The organism is Chitinophaga sp. sic0106 (assembly GCF_019219075.1).
In the GTDB taxonomy this organism is placed as follows: domain Bacteria; phylum Bacteroidota; class Bacteroidia; order Chitinophagales; family Chitinophagaceae; genus Chitinophaga.
Genome location: NZ_JAHUWJ010000014.1, coordinates 34738 through 53060, shown reverse-complemented (window position 1 = coordinate 53060; position 18323 = coordinate 34738). Strand labels below are relative to the sequence as shown.

Sequence of the window (18323 nt, the reverse complement as noted above, 5' to 3'; positions counted from 1 at the left end):
GAAAAAAGCGACTGTTTTAAGTCGCTTTTTCAAGGTAGTGACCCTGTAGGGACTCGAACCCTAGACCCGCTGATTAAGAGTCAGCTGCTCTACCAACTGAGCTACAGAGTCTTAACATCTGTTAAATTCCGGCTTTCAAATTTAACGGTTTCTCTGACAATATTAATCCCTAAATTAATTAAATTTGAAAGGATAGTAAATATCGTTAACGCAAGATAAAATTGTAGTCCAATGCAAGAAGCGTATATAGTTGCCGGTTACCGTACTGCGGTTGGCAAATCCAAGAGAGGAGGTTTCCGCTTTTACAGGCCCGATGATCTGGCAGTTGATGTGATTACCGGCTTGCTCAAGTCCGTACCACAACTCGATCCCAAACTGGTCGATGACCTGATTGTTGGAAACGCTGTGCCCGAAGCAGAACAAGGTTTGCAGATAGGACGCATGATTTCCGTGAGAGCGCTGGGCATTGAGGTGCCTGGGATGACCGTTAACCGCTATTGCGCATCAGGACTGGAAACCATCGCCATTGCTACCGCTAAAATTCAATCCGGTATGGCCGATTGCATCATTGCTGGTGGTACCGAAAGTATGAGCCTGGTGCCCGTAGCCGGATGGAAAACTGTTCCCAACTACTCCGTTGCTAAATCCAACCCGGATTATTACATAGGGATGGGCCTTACCGCTGAAGCCGTTGCCAAAGAATTTAAAGTCAGCAGGGAAGATCAGGACCTGTTCTCCTATAACTCCCACCAGAAGGCCTTAAATGCTATCAGCAACGGCTATTTCAAAGAGGGGATACTACCTATTGATGTAAATGAAGTATATGTAGATGCTAAAGGTAAAAAGGCCAACCGCTCCTACATCGTAGATACCGACGAGGGCCCACGTGCAGATACCAGCATTGATGCCCTGGCTAAACTCAAACCCGTATTCGCCGCCGGCGGCTCCGTGACCGCTGGTAACTCCTCACAAACATCCGATGGCGCTGCTTTTGTGATTGTTATGAGCGAGAAAATGGTGAATAAATTAAACCTGAAGCCTATCGGGCGACTCGTATCCTGCGTTTCTGCCGGTGTACATCCGCGCATCATGGGCATCGGCCCAGTGGCCGCAGTGCCTAAAGCCCTGGAAAGAGCCGGTAAATCCCTCAGCGATATCGACCTCGTAGAGCTCAATGAAGCCTTCGCCTCACAGTCTATCGCCGTTATCCGCGAGCTCGGTATCAATCCGGATATCGTTAACATCAACGGCGGCGCCATCGCCCTGGGGCATCCCCTCGGTTGTACCGGCGCTAAACTCACCGTGCAGCTCCTCGGTGATATGAAACGCCTCAATAAAAAATACGGTATCGTTACGGCCTGCGTAGGTGGCGGACAAGGTATCGCCGGCGTCATCGAAAATCTCAGCTAAAAAAATTAAATATTCCTTGCAACGAGCCCGCAGTAATTGCGGGCTCGTTTTTTATTGTCTATTATGACTCAATATCTTATACTTTTTTCTATATAGATTAGGAATGCATATGATAAATTAAATTATAATATTTTAATCTACTTGAATTAAACTTTTTACTAATTTACCGCCTGATTAAGCAAAATTGCTATCAACCATATCGTTTATTATGGATCGCAGACAATTCCTTACCCTATCGCCTGCACGTAGTACTGTTGCCGCCCCCAAAGCAGCCCGCACTACCACTGGCATAGCTCCTTATTCCGGCCCCTGGGGCAAACAACAAATACTCCACCTCCTGAAAAGGACCATGTTCGGCGTCACACCGGCCGATCTTGCCGCATTCAGCAGCATGGGTATGCAACAGGCCGTAGATACCCTCCTCACCGTACAGCCGGACCCACAGCCACCCGTAAATAACTACGGTACCGATTCTACCGGAGTGTCGCTCGGCGCCACCTGGGTAAGAGCACCGAAGGGGGATATAGATACCGAAAATGATCGAATTACCTCCTATAAATCATGGTGGATCGGACAACTGATCAACCAACCCAGAAGCATACACGATAAAATGGTACTCTTCTGGCACAACCATTTCGTTACGGAAACCATCACTGTGCAAGATAGCCGATACCTCTACCAAAACTATCTGACCATGCACCGGCATGCCCTCGGGAACTTTAAGGCACTTACCAAAGCCATCACCCTCGACCCGGCCATGCTCATCTATCTCAATGGTTACCTCAACTCCAAAGGAGCCGCAGACGAAAACTACGCGCGCGAACTCCATGAGCTCTTTACCGTAGGGAAAGGGCCCGACTCCAAGTACACAGAAGATGACGTAAAAGCCACCGCCCGCGTACTCACCGGATTCCGTATTGATGATGCTAACCTCACCAGCACCTTCAATACCACCCAGCACGATATAGAAAATAAACAGTTCTCCGCATTCTATTCCAATAAAGTCATCTCTGGAAAAACAGGTACGAACGGCGCTACAGAGCTCGACGACCTGCTGACCATCATATTCCTGCAACCGGAAGTAGCGAAGTTTATCTGCCGCAAACTCTACCGGTTCTTTGTGTACTACGAAATAGACGATGCAACAGAACAAAACGTTATCGCACCACTGGCCGATATCTTCCGCACCAGCGGCTATGATATCAAAGTCGTACTCAACGCACTGCTCACCAGCGAACACTTCTTCGATCCGCTGAATTATGCCTGCCTGATTAAACCTCCGGTGGACTTCTGTGTAGGCGTGTTTCGCGAGTTTAATGTGCAGTTCCCGTCAGATTATACCACCCGCTACGAATGCTGGAAAGTAATCCACAGTACCGCTGCCTACATGCTGCAAAACCTCGGCGATCCGCCGCTGGTAGCTGGTTGGGATGCTTATTATCAGGCACCGTCGTTCCATGAGCTGTGGATCAATACCGATACACTGCCTAAACGGAATATGCTGACCGACGCCCTCATCAGCGATCGTGGCTTTAATTTCAATATGTTCATCGACCCGATGGCTTTTGCCGCGCAGCTGCCCAATCCCGGCGACCCGGTAGCACTCATCTCTGATTCACTGGATATATTATATCGTATAGGCGTTTCCGATAACCTGAAGGCCTTCCTGAAAGGAACCATCCTGCTCACCGGCCAAACCCAGGATTATTACTGGACAAACGCCTGGCAGCTGTATATAGCCAATCCGAACGATATGCAGGCCCGGAGCGACGTCCATATCCGCCTCCAGGCACTCTATAAATACATCATGGACTTGTCTGAATACCAATTATCCTGATCTGTTGATTTACCCTTATGAAAAGAAGAGACTTCCTTAAATATACCGCCCCCGCTACAGTGCTGCCTACACTGCTCGGTGGATTTTCCGTGAAAGCATTCGGCGCTACGCCACTCCTGCAGGCACTAAGCGCCGCCGCAGATAATGACCACGTGCTCGTCATGATCCAGCTCACCGGTGGTAACGACGGACTCAACATGGTCATCCCCCTGGATAAATACGCTGCCTACCAGTCCGCACGTACCAACATCGCCATACAGGAAGGAAAAGTGCTGCGGCTCGACGGCTATACGAAAGCTGGCCTGCATCCTTCCATGACGGGGATACAAAAGCTCTACAACGACGGGAAAGTAAGCATCATACAAAGTGTGGGCTACCCTTCGCCTAACTTCTCGCATTTCCGTGCCACCGATATCTGGCTCACCGGCTCTGACTCTAATCAGGTGCTCACCACCGGCTGGGGAGGACGCTACCTCGAAACACAACACCCCGGCTTCCCGGACGGTTATCCTAACGCTGATAACCCCGATCCGCTCGCCGTGCAGATAGGCTCTATCGTATCACCTGCCTTCCAGGGCACTGATGCGAGTATGGGCATCGCCATCACCAGTGCTACTGATTTCTATAACCTCATCGATGGTGTGCTGGACCCCGTGCCCAACACCAAAGCAGGTAAAGAACTGGAATATATACGCCTCATCGCCAAACAAACAAACAGCTACGAACAGGCGATTAAAAAAGCCGCCGCCAAAGTAACGTCGCAGGGCGATTACCCCGCTAATAACTACCTCGCTGCACAATTGAAAATTGTAGCGCGACTGGTAGCCGGCGGACTCAAAACCCGTCTGTATATGGTGAGCACCGGTGGTTTCGATACACATGCCAGTCAGGCAGAAGCAGGCGATACTTCTAAAGGGGCGCATGCCAACCTGCTGGGAGGCGTGTCCGAAGCTATCAGCGCGTTTATGGCGGACCTCAGAGGGCTCAAAGCTAGCCGCCGCGTTGTTGGGATGACTTTCTCCGAATTTGGCCGCAGGATCAAATCCAACGGCAGTATGGGTACGGACCATGGCGCCGCTGCTCCGATGATCGTTTTCGGCGATTATGTGATGCAGGGTGTACTCGGTAATACGCCATCAATCCCCGGTGCGAGCTCCGTAAATGATAATATCCCGATGCAATACGATTTCAGATCCGTATACGCATCCATCCTCCAGCAGTGGTTCTGCGTGAAGCCGGACGAACTTCAGGCCGTTTTGCAGAAGGATTACCAGCAGCTGCCACTCATCAGCGGTGTGGCCTGTGGCGTAATCACCGGTATCCCCGATATCACACCTGATGAGGATAAACATCTGATTATCAATAGCCCTAATCCATTTACCGACCGTACTACCATTACCTATATCACCGGCTCCGGTAATACCATGGTCCAGATTTTTGATACCATGGGACGGCTGGTAAGTGTGCCTGTTAACAAAGTGCATGCGCCCGGTACTTACACCTTTACCTTTGATGCCAGCTACCTGCCTACCGGTATTTACTATGCCCGCTTCCAAAATGGCGCAGTGCAGCAGGTAAGGCCAATGCTTAAAGTGAGGTAAATCAAATAGTTAGTTTAATTTTCGATTAAATTTTGTGCAACACTGTTGCAAACAGGATTGCTTTGACTATCTTTGCCCCGTGTACAAAATGTTCTGGCATCGGTTTTTGGCTATAATGCTGCTGGGGGTATTCTCATTGAATACACTCCCCAGGGAATTTATCCATGAATTCACCAGCCACCATGATACACATGATACCATACATCCGGTAGGAGATGTTACTATTTCCTCCCATCACCAGCACTGCGATTTTCTGCAGATAGGTATCGAGCCTTACGAGGGATTTGTTACTTCATATATAGCGCCGGTTCAAACGGTAATTTGGGTGTTGCAAAACCCCGCCTGTCCGGCCCCTGAGCATGCGATTCACCGTAATCTCCCTCCCAGAGCACCTCCTGAAGTGCTTCCATGTTGATATACCATTTCTGAAACAATGCAATAACGGAGAGAGCCAAACTGCGCGCAGCGCGGAATTCAATATCTGATGCCGGAGGCATCGGATGTAAATGACCTCCAGCCTTTTTAACTGATTTATCATAACCTTGATATGCAATACCTGCGTGTATTTATGACCCGCTTTTCGGTGATAACGCTAACCATGCTTGCGTTATATTCATTTGCTTATGCCGGCAACGCAAAAGATGAGCTGACCAACAACGCGCTCACCGGAAAAATTACAGATAAGAAAAATCATTCCGCCTTACCCGGCGCCACTATATACCTGCCTGATCTCAAAGTAGGTGCCTCAGCGGATGCCAACGGTAACTACAGCATTAAAAATCTCCCTAAAGGAAAATTCCTGGTAGAACTCCACTACATCGGCTATGCCGCATATACGGAAGTGGTGGCCATTGAAGGTGCTACCAATCACGATTTCGAACTTTCTGAAACACTGATTGAAAAAAATGAAGTGGTGGTAACAGGTGTAAACATGGCTACCTCCGCTAAAAGTAATCCGGTGCCTATCAGTATCATTCGTAAAGATGACTTGGATCAGCATATTTCCACCAATATCATTGACGCAATTTCGAAAGTCCCGGGCGTCAGCCAGTTATCCACCGGACCGGCTATCAGTAAACCTTTCATCAGAGGTCTGGGCTACAACCGTGTAGTAGTGGTGAGCGACGGTGTACGGCAAGAAGGTCAGCAGTGGGGAGATGAGCATGGAATCGAAATAGATGATTACAATGTAAGCAGAATCGAAGTGCTCAAAGGCCCGGCATCCCTCATGTATGGATCGGATGCGCTGGCGGGCGTCGTAAATATTATTACCCCTTCTCCTTTACCTGTAGGGAGAATTAAAGGGAATGTGGAGGCAAACTATATGTCTAACAACGGTACCATGGCTTATCATGCGGATATTGCCGGTAATCAGAACGGGCTTAGCTGGAGCGCTTACATCACCCAGAAACAAGCACACGATTATAAAAACAAGTACGACGACTACGTTTTTAATTCCCGCTACAATAACACCAACTACGGCGCCAGTATCGGTATCAATAAAAAATGGGGTTATTCACACCTGACCTTTACCTCTTTCAATCAAAACCTTGGTTTGGTAGAAGGAGAGAGAGATAGTGTGGGCGGCTTCATAAAACTGATCAATAACGGGGGAGTGGCAGAGGAAACTTCGGCAACGGACAGTGATAACAAGTCCTATAGCATGAATGTGCCGAAGCAAAAAATATCTCACCAGAAAATTGTTTGGGATAACAGCCTGTACCTGGCCAATGGCGGGCGTTTGGCGCTTACCCTCGGTTATCAGCTGAACCAGCGTAAAGAGTATGGTGATGTGCTGGCACCAAACGACCCGGAGTTATTCCTGAACCTGAAAACTTTTAACTACGGGCTTCGTTACTTCCTGCCGGAAATGAATGGCTGGCAAACAACCGTTGGCGTAAATGGAATGCAGCAAACCAATACCAATAAAGGAGAGGAATATCTCATCCCGGCATATGATCTGTTTGATATCGGTGGTTTTGCCGTGACCCGTAAATCCTTCGGGAAACTGACCCTGACCGGTGGTGCGCGTTTCGATAACCGCTCACTCAATTCCAAGGCACTATTCCTGGATGCAGATGGTAAGCCAGCTGCAAGTGGCGACGAACGTTTTACCGCATTCAATAAAAACTTCAACAACGTATCTGCCAGCGTAGGAATCAGCTATGCCGCCAGCGACCGGGTAACGCTGAAAGCCAATGCAGCCAGAGGGTTCCGTGCGCCAAATATCGCGGAGCTTTCTGCCAATGGCGTACACGAAGGTACCATCAAATATGAATACGGTAATACGGACCTGAAGCCGGAAGTGAGTACCCAGGCGGATATTGGCGTTGATTTCAATACCGAGCACGTAAGTTTGACCGCTAATATTTTCTATAACCACATCAACAACTTCATTTATTCCCGTAAACTGTTTAACCAGGCTGGCAGCGATTCTATCCCTGCGGACAATAATGAAGAAGGATACGCTGCATTTAAATACCAGCAAACTACTGCTAACCTGTATGGCGGTGAGTTGATGCTGGATATCCACCCGCATCCGATCGACTGGCTGCATTTCGAAAATACGGTGTCGTATGTACGTGGTTTATCTGCTAACGGTACCGACTCTACGAAATATTTGCCAAATATTCCTTCGGGGAGATGGTTATCTGAACTTAAAGGTAAGTTCAGGAAGATCGGCAGTGGCGTATTGCAGAATGCTTATGTAGGTGTGCAGATGGACATGAACTTTGCACAGAATAATATCTTTAGTGCGTATGAAACGGAAACGCCTACTGCTGCATTTACCTTGCTGAATGCAGGCTTCGGTTCCGACTTTGTGAATAAGAAAAGCAGGACGCTTTTTTCCCTGCATTTTGCGGTGAATAACATAACGGATGTAGCATACCAGAGTAACCTGAGCCGGCTGAAATATGCGGACGTAAATCCGCTGACGGGGCGTGCAGGTGTGTTCAATATGGGGCGCAACTTCAGTGTGAAGCTGGCAATTCCGATTGATTTTAAATAAGCATAGACATACCATAAATTTCAAGCGGTTGTATCAGCATTTTTTAGCGGTACAATCGCTTGTTTCTTTTACAGCAGTAGGATTTAACATATGAAAAATATAAATATTTGTAAATCTGATTGTTAAATTGAAAGATTAGTAGTTATCTTTATTTCCGATTACAAGCTGTGAGAATCTGAATTATCCTCTTACCCTAATAAGAGCAGGAAAATGTAATCATGCCAAAGTCTGTTGAAACGATAGTATAGTTTTTTAGTCATCATATTAATAACCAAAATTTAAGTTGTTGTAGCAATTTCCCAGGAACAAACCAGAATCAACGCTGAGAGTTACTTATGTGCCAACGTGAAATAAAGTTTTGCTTGTATTTATTCACCTTTTGCTCTGTTTATCGTCAACGATAAATCGTAACCTGGCTTTTTATTCTTAATTATCGCTTATGAATTGACGTATAACGTCAACGAATATACGTTTTTGCTTTTTTGGAGCCTGACCGCTATGTAGGTCACGGAATCCTATACCTTTTACTCAACCAATCTAAACTAAGCGCAAATGAGAAAAATTCTATTCGCATTGGTGGCATGTATGCTATTTACAGTGTCGCTATTTGCCCAGAGAACAATCTCCGGGAGAGTGGTAGATAACGATGGGGAAATCCTCCCTGGCGTTTCTGTCCAGATTAAAGGCACACAACGTGGTAGTATCACGAATGCCAAAGGACAGTACACTCTGACACTGCCGGAAAATGCCAAAACACTGATTTTTGCTTCTATCGGTTTTACAAAACAGGAAATTGAAGTTGGTAACCAGTCTGTAATTGATGTGCGTATGAAAATGTCAGCACAGTCATTAACAGAAGTGGAAGTTAAAACGGGTTACTCTTCAGTAAAACGTAATCAGTACGTAGGTGCTGCTACTACATTGGGTAATAAACCATTTGACGCCACTCCGGTAGGTTCCTTTGATCAGGCCCTCCAAGGTCGGGTAGCTGGTTTACAGTCTACCTCTGGTTCCGGACAACCTGGTAGCAGTTCCAATGTAATTATTCGCGGTATTCAGTCTATTGCAGGTTCAGGTACTCAACCGCTCTATGTATTAGATGGAATTCCATTACCTGCCGGTGACTTCAGTACACTTAATCCAAATGATTTTGAATCTGTAACAGTCCTGAAAGATGCCTCTGCTGCAGCCCTGTATGGTGCGCGTGGTGGGGTAGGTGTTATCGTTATTACCACCAAACGTGGTAAAGCAGGTGACAACCAGTTTACTTTCCGTTCTCAACTTGGTACCACCGCACCTGTTGCATGGAAAAATATGAGCATGATGAATACAGCTGAAATGCTGCAGTATGAAGAGAAAAACAAATTCGCTGCAACTCCGGGCTGGACATATTCTGCTAACAACCCTGCGAATGCTACGCTTAATGATGCTCAAAAAGCAAGAAATGCAGCTATCCTGGACAGCATCCGTAAAATTGATTACAACTACGCGGATCTGTTATATCGTAATGGATTCAGCCAGTCATATGAACTGAATGCCTCCGGTGGCAATGAGAAGTCCAGATACTTCTGGTCTGGTCAGGTATTTGATCAGAAAGGTACTGCAGATGATTCTAAACTGAGAAGATATGTTTCCCGCTTTAACCTGGATCAAAACTTCGGCAAGCTGTCCATGAAACTGAATTCCACAGTTGGTTATTCTATCAGTGATTATGCGGATGGTGAATACCTGGGTAACAGCGCCAGAAACGTATTCCAGATGGCATGGAGAAATAAAACCTACGAAAATCCATTTAAACCGGATGGGTCTCTGAATACAGGTGCAAGTACTACTTTAGCGCCAAAAGGTATTGCGAATGCTTTAGAAGGTATTGAGGCTACTACTTATCGTGAAAAGCAACTGAAGCTGAATACAGGTTTGAATCTCTCCTATAAGGTTTTACCATCGCTCACTGCTGCAAACGTTATTGGTATTGATGTTGCTTCCAACTTTGCACAGCGTTATGTAAATGCTAACTCTTATTATGGTTCGTTATTGACCCAACAGAGAGGAACAGACATTGAAGCGAACAGGATGATCGCTAACCTGATTAACACCTCCAGCCTCGTATTTGCAAACAGCTATGGTAAACATGAAGTGGAAGCTGGTGCATACTTTGAAATTGTGAGGAGCTGGCAGCAGGGTAATGGATTCTATCTCTATGGTCTTGATCCTCGTTTAACTTTGACTGGCCAAGGCGCTGGTTCTATTGTAACAGGTGGTGCAGCCAGTGTGCCTCAGCAGGCTTCCAGTGCTAAAACCGGTTACGGTATCAGGTCTTACTTCGGTAACGTACGTTACACTTACAATGATAAGTATACCCTCAATGGGTTGATCAGGAAAGACGGTACCTCACGTATCCTTAATCCAGATAACAGAGAAATTACTACCTGGTCAGCAGGTGCTACCTGGAACGCAATTAAAGAAGACTTCCTTGCTCAAAATGGTATCTTCAGCGATATCCGCGTTAGAGCATCCTATGGCCTGGTTCCGAATATTGGTAGTATCACGACTATTGACTATACCATGTTTGGAGTTACACCAACAACGGGTCTGCTGTCTGTTGATAACTACATGGGTACCCAGTATGCAGGCTTTGGTGGCCTGGGAACGCCTTTTCTTGGTTCCGCTATTTCTGGTATCAGGCCAACAGCACCAGGTAATCCTGACCTCAAGATTGAATTCATCAAAAAGCTGAACATTGGTATTGATCTGGCAGTATTGCATGATCGGGTACGTTTGACCGCGGACTACTACAGAAACCTGACCATCGATATGTTTGTTTCTCAACCACTGTCCTATACCGCTGCATTCACCTCTACAGATATCAATGCCGGTAAAATGAGTAACCGTGGTCTGGAATTAACGCTTTCCGGTGATGTGCTGAAGACCAAGGATTACAGCCTGACATTAGGTTGGAACCACGCAATCAATGTAAATAATATCGAAGATCTCGGTCTCGTAGATCAATATGTAGCCGGTACCTACCTGCTGAAAAAAGGCCTGCCTTTCGGATCCCACTACAGCCAGCATTATCTTGGAGCTGATCCTGCAACTGGTAAACCTACCTACGAAGGAGCAGATGGTAAAACTGTTACCGATGCAAGTCTCGCCCCTCAAATGGCTATATATGGCACCTTTATGCCTAAACACGTAGGTGGTTTCTCCTTAGATGCCCGTTACAAAGACTTTACCCTCAGCGCAGCATTCTCTTACCAGTTTGATGTAGTAAGATCCAACAACGTGTATAACTGGATTTCCAGAGGTACATCCGGCTATCAGGCTTCTGTAAACGGTGTGAAAGAACTGCTGACAAATACTTGGGAAAAACCTGGTGATAACAAATGGTTCCAGTCGCCACAATATGACAGAGGCTTTACCTCATCTGACCTGATGGATGCTAAATTCCTCCGCTTCAGAAATCTGCAGGTGGCTTATAATGTGCCTTCCATCAAATTCAAAGGTGTAAAACTGATCAAAGGTGCGAAAATATATGCACAGGGCTTTAACCTGGCAGTATGGAGCCCATGGATAGGTCAGGATCCGGAAGATAACAACAACATCAGTCTGAATGAGTATCCAAATCCAAAAATGTATACGGCTGGTATTGACATTACCTTCTAATCCTAAGGACTGTAATCTTTCCATTTAAACTGACTTACAATGAAACTGAGAAATATAATTTGTGTATCACTGCTTCTTGGCGCATCTTTTAGCTGCAAAAAAGTAATTGATATTAAGGAGACTGATATTATTGGCGGTGATATCGCACTGAAAACTGTGGATAACTGTGAAGCTGGTGTAATTGGAGCCTATTCCGCTCTTTCTACCAACATGGATATCCTCTTTAATGCAGTACTGGCTGATGAGGTAAAAGTTGCTGAGTTTTATAATTCAGCCACCGTTCATGAATGGCAATTCAGCACTGCGGATGTAGTAATCAGAGATAACTTTACCGCACTCACCAGCAATGGTGTCATTGCCGATAGGGTAAACCGTGTATTAGCCGCATTGCCTAAAGCTGACTCTTTAAAGGTTAGTGATGGCGCATTGCGACTCAAACTACAGGGAGAATGTCTCTTCTTACGTGCATGGTCACATTTTGAACTCTTCAGATACTATTGCGATAACTACGGTACCGGTAAACTGGGAATGGCTTATATGGAAAAAACTTCCCTGTCCCCACAGGCCCGTATTCCAATGGAAGAATATTTCAAGAAATTAACTGCTGATCTGGCAGCGGCTAAATCTCTGGTACCTAATAACCTGGATGACAGAAACCGCATCAACCGCGCTACTGTTAGCGGTATGCAAGCCCGTGTTGCCCTTTATATGAAAGACTGGGCTAATGCAGAAGCATATGCTACTGAATATATCAGCCTGTTGCCATTGGCTACAAAAGCTGAATTCCCTGGTATATGGACAGATGCTAACACCGCCGAAGTGTCTTACAGAATTGTACGTACTACAGCATTGGATCGCCTGGGTAGCCTCTGGCGTGGTGTATCTACCGCTCCTGGTGGTGTGATTAATATTGGTCAGATTAGCTGGGTTGCTTCCGGTAAGCTGTTTGGCTCATTTGATCAGACAAATGATGTGCGTTTCAATGCCTACCTGACCAATGAAAAATTGCTGTCAGATGCTGGCCGCCCATCCAACCTGATTAAAAAATATGCAGGTTCAGCCTATGCAACGGGCAACGAAAACGTTAACAACGCTAAAGTTTTCCGTACAGGTGAAATGTACCTGATCCGTGCAGAAGCACGCGCAGAACTGAACAAAGTTTCCGGTGCCAATAGTGCTGAAAGCGATCTGAATGACCTGCGCGCAGCCCGTATCACTGGTTATACTAATGTAACCCTCGCGGGTAAAGACCAGGCTATCGCCGCTATTATGAGCGAGCGCTTTAAAGAGCTGGCTTATGAAGGTCACCGCTACTGGGATCTGAAAAGGAGAGGTTTGGGAGTAGATAGAGATGCAGCAGATGCACCAAATGCCGCTGGTCAGAAACTGGCCGCTGGTAATTTCCGTTTCACGCTGCCAATTCCACAAACTGAAATGAATGCCAACAGATTGATGGTTCAAAACGACGGTTACAAGTAATCGCCCTTACATCATAAATAAAAAAAGATCCGGGAACATTCCCGGATCTTTTTTTATTTATGATGTATAAACGCTGGCACCGAATCCCTATATTCCAACTCCGGCAACCCCTTCGTGAAAAAATGATCCAGCAACACCGCCTTGTTATTCAATATGCGGTAGGCCGTAAACTTCGTACCCGCCAGTAACGCCATAATCGTATCCCCGGCATTTGTATACAAATAGTAGGAAGGCAAACTGTCGATCTTCCGTATGTAATTAATCAGCCGCTTCTGCTCCTTGCTGATCGTAATAGTTTGCATGGAATCCTGTCCATTTGCCACCTTGATAAATATATTGCCCGCCGTATAAACAGAATTTGAGTCGTCAGCACTACCGGATTTTAACCTGAATTTTTGTGGATGAACCGTCTTCCTGCCCCTTTCGACCACTTTTGCGTCAGCCACCTGTTCAGGACTGTTATTACAGCCCCAGCTGCAAAACCCAATGATCGCCAGTAGAAAACATATCCTTTTCATCAATATTTTTATTTTAAACGAACGCCGCAAATTTAGTTTTGACCGTAAAAATGAAACTTCCACCACTGATACATTTATTTGTTTAAATAAATGTGGATTTCGTAGTTTAGCACCGCATTTTCATGGTAGGTATATCAGAGGAAACAAACCTGCCGCACTTAATACCTACATTTTCCAAAGACACGCTTGAAGTTATTGCCTCTATAAATTCTTCTGACCACCATTGGTTCAGATTTTGGTTGAAAAAGATAGGGGCTGTTTTCACAGCCCCAAATATCTTCAACAACGTTTAATCTTTATGGCGATGAAATTTCTCCAACTTTGCCGTATCATCATCATAGTAAACAAAGAAATAAAGGTATATCGCCCGGGAAAGCCGCATCAGCCAAGGTTGTAATAACACCAGCAACACCCCGTTTATACCCAGCCAGATGAAAATACTGTTATCCCGCCAGCTGATACCGAAAAATACCGCATACCATATCAGGTTAAATACACTAAACGCCACAGATAATGCATAACTCACATAGCCCGTCCCAAACCAGAAACCAGTTTCCAGTTCATATTTCTGCCCGCATACCGGACAGTTTTCATACATATTGAAGATCTTCGAAAACTTCACATGAAACGGGTTCTGATCCTTAAACATCGGCCCTTTCCTGCATCTGGGGCATTTCATGGTAATCATGCTCCAGAGGTAGTTTGGGCGTTGCAGCTGATTTGTATTCATGGCGCAAAATTAACTAATTACTTCTGTTTCAAACTTCCTTTCTCCAATTTGCTGCCGCCACATCGCATAATACAACCCCTTCTCCTCCAACAAATCTGCATGGCGTCCGGTTTCAACAATCCGTCCTTTTTCCAGCACAAATATCCGGTCGGCATGCATGATGGTCGACAAACGGTGTGCAATCATCACCGTTATATGCTGTCGGGTAGCGGTGATATCCCGTACCGTCCTGGTGATTTCCTCCTCTGTAATTGAGTCCAGCGCCGAAGTAGCCTCATCAAATACCATCAGGCGTGGCCGGCGCAGCAGCGCCCGGGCTATAGACAGCCTTTGCTTCTCCCCACCGGAAATTTTTATACCACCCTCCCCAATAACTGTTTCCAGCCCTTTATCGGCTCTGGCCAGCAAAGAATAGCAGGAAGCCTTATCCAGCGCATCCATCACCTCGGCATCACTTGCCCCCGGGTTCACAAACAACAGGTTTTCCTTGATCGTACCCGCAAATAGCTGCGTATCCTGGGTCACAAAGCCCACCTGGTGCCGCAGCGCCTCCATATCTACCTCGTTCGCCTCTACGCCGTTATACAAAATATGCCCCTCGTTAGGCTTATACAAGCCCACCAGCAGCTTAACCAACGTGGTTTTACCAGACCCCGACGGACCCACAAACGCAATAGTTTCTCCCAGTTTAGCATTGAAACTAACCTTATCCAGCGCCTTGGTTTGCGCACTCAGATGCTGGAAGCCCACTTCACGGAACTGCAGCTCGTCGATATGAGTTATGTTTACCGGGTTAGCCGGCATTTCTTCTACCGGCGTATCCAATATCTGCTGGAAGTTTTGGAGAGATACCTGCGCCTCCCTGTAATTAAGGATGATATTACCTAACTCCTGCAGCGGCCCGAAAATAAAGAACGAGTACAGCTGCAATGACATCAGCTGACCAATACTTACAATATCACGGTAGATGTAGAACAGCAGCAGGAAAAGTATCGCTGAACGCATCAGGTTCACAAACGTACCCTGCACAAAGCTGATGCTGCGGATGCTTCTTACCTTCTTCAACTCCAGCATCAAAATCTTCAGCGTAGTGCTGTTCAAACGCCGGATCTCCTGATTGGTTAAGCCCAAACTCTTTACGAGTTCAATGTTGCGGAGCGATTCGGTAGTGCTGCCCGCCAGCGCAGTGGTTTCCTTTACAATGGTGCGCTGGATCACCTTTATCTTCTTACTCAATATATTCATCAGAATACCCAGCAAAACACTGCCTATCAGGTAAACAAATGGCAGCGTCCAATGTACATAGGCCGCATAAATGATCACGAAGATGACCCCTATCAGCGAAACAAATAACACGTTCACAAAAGAAGTAATGAATTTCTCGCAGTCTGTTCTTACTTTTTGTAAGATGGCTAACGTTTCCCCGCTACGCTGGTCCTCAAACTGCTGGTAGGGCAGGCGAAGGGAATGCTTCAATCCATCCGTATATACCTGCGCCCCAAATTTCTGTACAATCACATTTACGAAATAATCCTGAAATGCCTTCGCAATCCTGGATACCATAGCCACCCCAATAGACGCCAGCAGCAATAATATCACACCGGTGATATAACCGTTTTCGCTGCGGAATATACTGCCATCAGCTGTTGTACTTTTAGGATGGGAGGCAAACTTGTCAATGATGCGACCAAAGATATAAGGGTCCATCAGCGAAAAGAGCTGGTTCACCGTCGCCAGCAACATTGCCCAGAAGCAAAGCCATTTGTATTTGCTCAAATATTGTAGTAGTAGTTTCATATTCCTGTTTCCTTATCATTTATATATCGAAATGTTTCGAAGTTACAAAGGTACTATATGTTATAACACAGTAGGTTTCGTTCTGCTCAAAAATGACTAACTTAATATAGAAGTTCTTTATAAGCTCATAAATCTCCACATATGAAAACGTATGATGAAAAACACATCAAAAACATCGTACTGTTAGGCGCTGCCAAGAGTGGAAAAACCACCCTTTCCGAAACAATGCTGTTTGAAGCAGGCATCGTCTCTAAACGCGGTACAGTAGAGGAAAAGAATACGGTTTCTGATTACCACGAAATCGAATACGAACGTGGGAACTCCGTTTACGCCACCTCCATGCACACGGAATGGCGCGATTACAAAATCAATGTAATCGATACCCCAGGCCTGGAAGACTTTATCGGCGAAGTCATATCCTCCATCCGCGTTTGCGACACTGCCGTATTATTGCTCAACGCACAGTATGGAGTAGAAATAGGCACCGAACTCATATGGGACTATGTGGATAAATACCGAAAACCCACAATATTGGCAGTCAATCAGTTAGATACAGAACAGGCCAATTTTACCAAGACCGTGGAGGAGGCACGGCAGGTCCTGGGAAGCGCAGTCACCATCATGCAATACCCCGTAAATCAAGGCCCCGGATTCAATGCCATCATCGATCTCCTCAAAATGACCCTGTACCGTTTCCCTCAAAACGGTGGAAAACCCGAAAAACTCCCCATCCCCGATAACGAACTGGAACAAGCCAGCAAACTCCACAACGAACTCGTTGAAAAAGCCGCAGAAAACGATGATACCCTCATGGAACAATACTTCGAAAAAGGTAACCTCGACGAAGATGAACTCCGCGAAGGCCTCAAAATAGGCATGCTCAAACACCAGGTATTCCCAGTTTTTTGCCTATCCGCAAAAAATGATATGGGCAGCGGGCGACTCATGGGCTTCATCGATAATGTAGCCCCCTCCGCCATTGATATGCCCCCCGAAACCACTGAAGATGGGACCTCCATCCCCTGCGACCCCGCCGGCCCCGCCTGCCTCTTCGTGTTTAAAACCCTGCAGGAGCCACATGTAGGGCGACTCACCTTCTTCAAAGTGATGTCCGGCGAAATCAAACCAGGCATGGAACTCATCAACGAAAAAGGAAATACCACCGAACGAATCAGCCAGCTCTTTATCGCCGACGGTAAAAACCGCAATAATGTGGATAAACTCCGCGCCGGCGATATCGGCTGTACACTCAAACTGAAAAATACGCTCACCAATCATACCCTCTGTGATAAAAACTTCCCGGGACAAATAACCCCTATCGACTTCCCCGCACCTAAAGTGCGTGTCGCCATCGAAGCTAAGAACAAAGCAGACGACGAAAAACTTAGCGAGGTACTCGCCGAAATACATATGGAAGATCCCACTCTTGAAGTTGAGTTCAACCGCGAACTCAAACAGGTAATCCTCCATGGCCAGGGCGACCTCCACCTCCTCGTGACCAAATGGCGGCTCGAAAATATTTACAAGATGCAGGTCGACTTCCAGCCGGCAAAAATTCCTTACCGCGAAACCATCCAGAAACCTGCACTGGCATCTTACCGGCATAAAAAACAATCCGGTGGCGCCGGCCAGTTTGGGGAAGTATATATCAAAATAGAACCCTGGTTCGAAGGGATGCCCCCGCTGAAGGAATACCCCGTGCGCGACACAGAAGAGATCCCGCTCTCATGGGGAGGGAAGCTCGTATTCAACAACTGCATCGTAGGCGGCGCCATAGATGCACGCTTCCTGCCTTCCATCCTCAAAGGCATCATGGAAAAAATGCAGGAAGGGCCACTCACCGGATCGTATGTCCGCGATATTCGTGTAAGCGTATACGATGGTAAAATGCACCCGGTCGACAGCAACGATATCTCCTTTAAAATCGCCGGAATGATGGCTTTCAGAGATGCTTTCCACCAGGCGGCACCACAGCTGCTGGAGCCGGTGTTTGACCTCGAAGCCACCGCGCCCGATTTCATGATGGGCGATGTAATGAGTGAATTACAGAGCCGCCGAAGCATCATAACGGGCATGGATACACAAAACGGGTACCAGGTGATCAAAGCACGCACGCCGCAGGCAGAGCTGGATAAGCTGTTTGCCGCCCTGCGCAACGTTACTCAAGGAAAAGCCAAGCTCCGGTCCAACTTCGCAGACTACGCCCCGGTACCACCTGAAGTGCAGAAAAAGCTCAGCGATGAATACCGGAAAACAGAAACAGTGGCTTAATCTGTAT

10 protein-coding genes and 1 tRNA gene are annotated in these 18323 nt (G+C 46.5%); 7 read left to right on the top strand and 4 right to left on the bottom strand.

The genetic code is table 11. The annotated features are described in order from the left end of the window. Positions 1-38: 38 nt before the first annotated feature. Positions 39-111, bottom strand: a tRNA-Lys gene (locus tag KW844_RS19665). A gap of 120 nt (positions 112-231) precedes the next feature. Between KW844_RS19665 and KW844_RS19660 the strand changes: the two genes are divergently transcribed. The 6 genes from KW844_RS19660 (at position 232) to KW844_RS19635 (ending at position 13000) form a co-directional block, all read left to right on the top strand. Then, positions 232-1410 (top strand): acetyl-CoA C-acyltransferase, encoded by a 1179-nt coding sequence (locus tag KW844_RS19660; protein ID WP_218378494.1) that lies wholly within the window; start codon positions 232-234, stop codon positions 1408-1410. A gap of 208 nt (positions 1411-1618) precedes the next feature. Beyond that, positions 1619-3247, top strand: coding sequence for a DUF1800 family protein (locus KW844_RS19655; protein WP_218378493.1), 1629 nt, complete (start codon positions 1619-1621; stop codon positions 3245-3247). Between the two features lie 17 nt (positions 3248-3264). Further along, positions 3265-4848 (top strand): DUF1501 domain-containing protein, encoded by a 1584-nt coding sequence (locus tag KW844_RS19650; protein WP_218378492.1) that lies wholly within the window; start codon positions 3265-3267, stop codon positions 4846-4848. 547 nt (positions 4849-5395) lie between these two features. Next, positions 5396-7858 (top strand): TonB-dependent receptor, encoded by a 2463-nt coding sequence (locus KW844_RS19645; RefSeq protein WP_218378491.1) that lies wholly within the window; start codon positions 5396-5398, stop codon positions 7856-7858. Positions 7859-8410: 552 nt separating this feature from the next. Beyond that, on the top strand, positions 8411-11521 hold the full coding sequence (locus KW844_RS19640; protein WP_218378490.1) for a SusC/RagA family TonB-linked outer membrane protein: 3111 nt from the start codon (positions 8411-8413) through the stop codon (positions 11519-11521). A 39-nt stretch (positions 11522-11560) separates the two neighbouring features. Then, positions 11561-13000, top strand: coding sequence for a RagB/SusD family nutrient uptake outer membrane protein (locus KW844_RS19635; protein ID WP_218378489.1), 1440 nt, complete (start codon positions 11561-11563; stop codon positions 12998-13000). 53 nt (positions 13001-13053) lie between these two features. Here KW844_RS19635 and KW844_RS19630 read toward each other — a convergent pair whose 3' ends face one another. The 3 genes from KW844_RS19630 to KW844_RS19620 form a co-directional block, all read right to left on the bottom strand. Then, on the bottom strand, positions 13054-13518 hold the full coding sequence (locus tag KW844_RS19630) for a hypothetical protein (RefSeq protein WP_218378488.1): 465 nt from the start codon (positions 13516-13518) through the stop codon (positions 13054-13056). A 289-nt stretch (positions 13519-13807) separates the two neighbouring features. Further along, positions 13808-14248, bottom strand: a complete 441-nt coding sequence (locus KW844_RS19625; RefSeq protein WP_218378487.1) for a DUF983 domain-containing protein — start codon at positions 14246-14248, stop codon at positions 13808-13810. Positions 14249-14257: 9 nt separating this feature from the next. Continuing rightward, entirely contained in the window at positions 14258-16045 is a 1788-nt protein-coding gene (locus KW844_RS19620) for an ABC transporter ATP-binding protein (protein ID WP_218378486.1), read from the bottom strand. A gap of 141 nt (positions 16046-16186) precedes the next feature. On the opposite strand from KW844_RS19620, the gene KW844_RS19615 reads away from it, so the two are divergent. Next, positions 16187-18316 carry a translation factor GTPase family protein gene (locus tag KW844_RS19615; RefSeq protein WP_218378485.1) on the top strand — a complete coding sequence of 710 codons (2130 nt, stop codon included), beginning with the start codon at positions 16187-16189 and terminating at the stop codon, positions 18314-18316. Positions 18317-18323: the final 7 nt, after the last annotated feature.

Bases quoted from the DNA above. Each gene is read 5' to 3' on its own strand.
- KW844_RS19660 (WP_218378494.1), top strand. From the start codon at position 232: ATGCAAGAAGCGTATATAGTTGCCGGTTACCGTACTGCGGTTGGCAAA.
- KW844_RS19655 (WP_218378493.1), top strand. From the start codon at position 1,619: ATGGATCGCAGACAATTCCTTACCCTATCGCCTGCACGTAGTACTGTT.
- KW844_RS19650 (WP_218378492.1), top strand. From the start codon at position 3,265: ATGAAAAGAAGAGACTTCCTTAAATATACCGCCCCCGCTACAGTGCTG.
- KW844_RS19645 (WP_218378491.1), top strand. From the start codon at position 5,396: ATGCAATACCTGCGTGTATTTATGACCCGCTTTTCGGTGATAACGCTA.
- KW844_RS19640 (WP_218378490.1), top strand. From the start codon at position 8,411: ATGAGAAAAATTCTATTCGCATTGGTGGCATGTATGCTATTTACAGTG.
- KW844_RS19635 (WP_218378489.1), top strand. From the start codon at position 11,561: ATGAAACTGAGAAATATAATTTGTGTATCACTGCTTCTTGGCGCATCT.
- KW844_RS19630 (WP_218378488.1), bottom strand. From the start codon at position 13,518: ATGAAAAGGATATGTTTTCTACTGGCGATCATTGGGTTTTGCAGCTGG.
- KW844_RS19625 (WP_218378487.1), bottom strand. From the start codon at position 14,248: ATGAATACAAATCAGCTGCAACGCCCAAACTACCTCTGGAGCATGATT.
- KW844_RS19620 (WP_218378486.1), bottom strand. From the start codon at position 16,045: ATGAAACTACTACTACAATATTTGAGCAAATACAAATGGCTTTGCTTC.
- KW844_RS19615 (WP_218378485.1), top strand. From the start codon at position 16,187: ATGAAAACGTATGATGAAAAACACATCAAAAACATCGTACTGTTAGGC.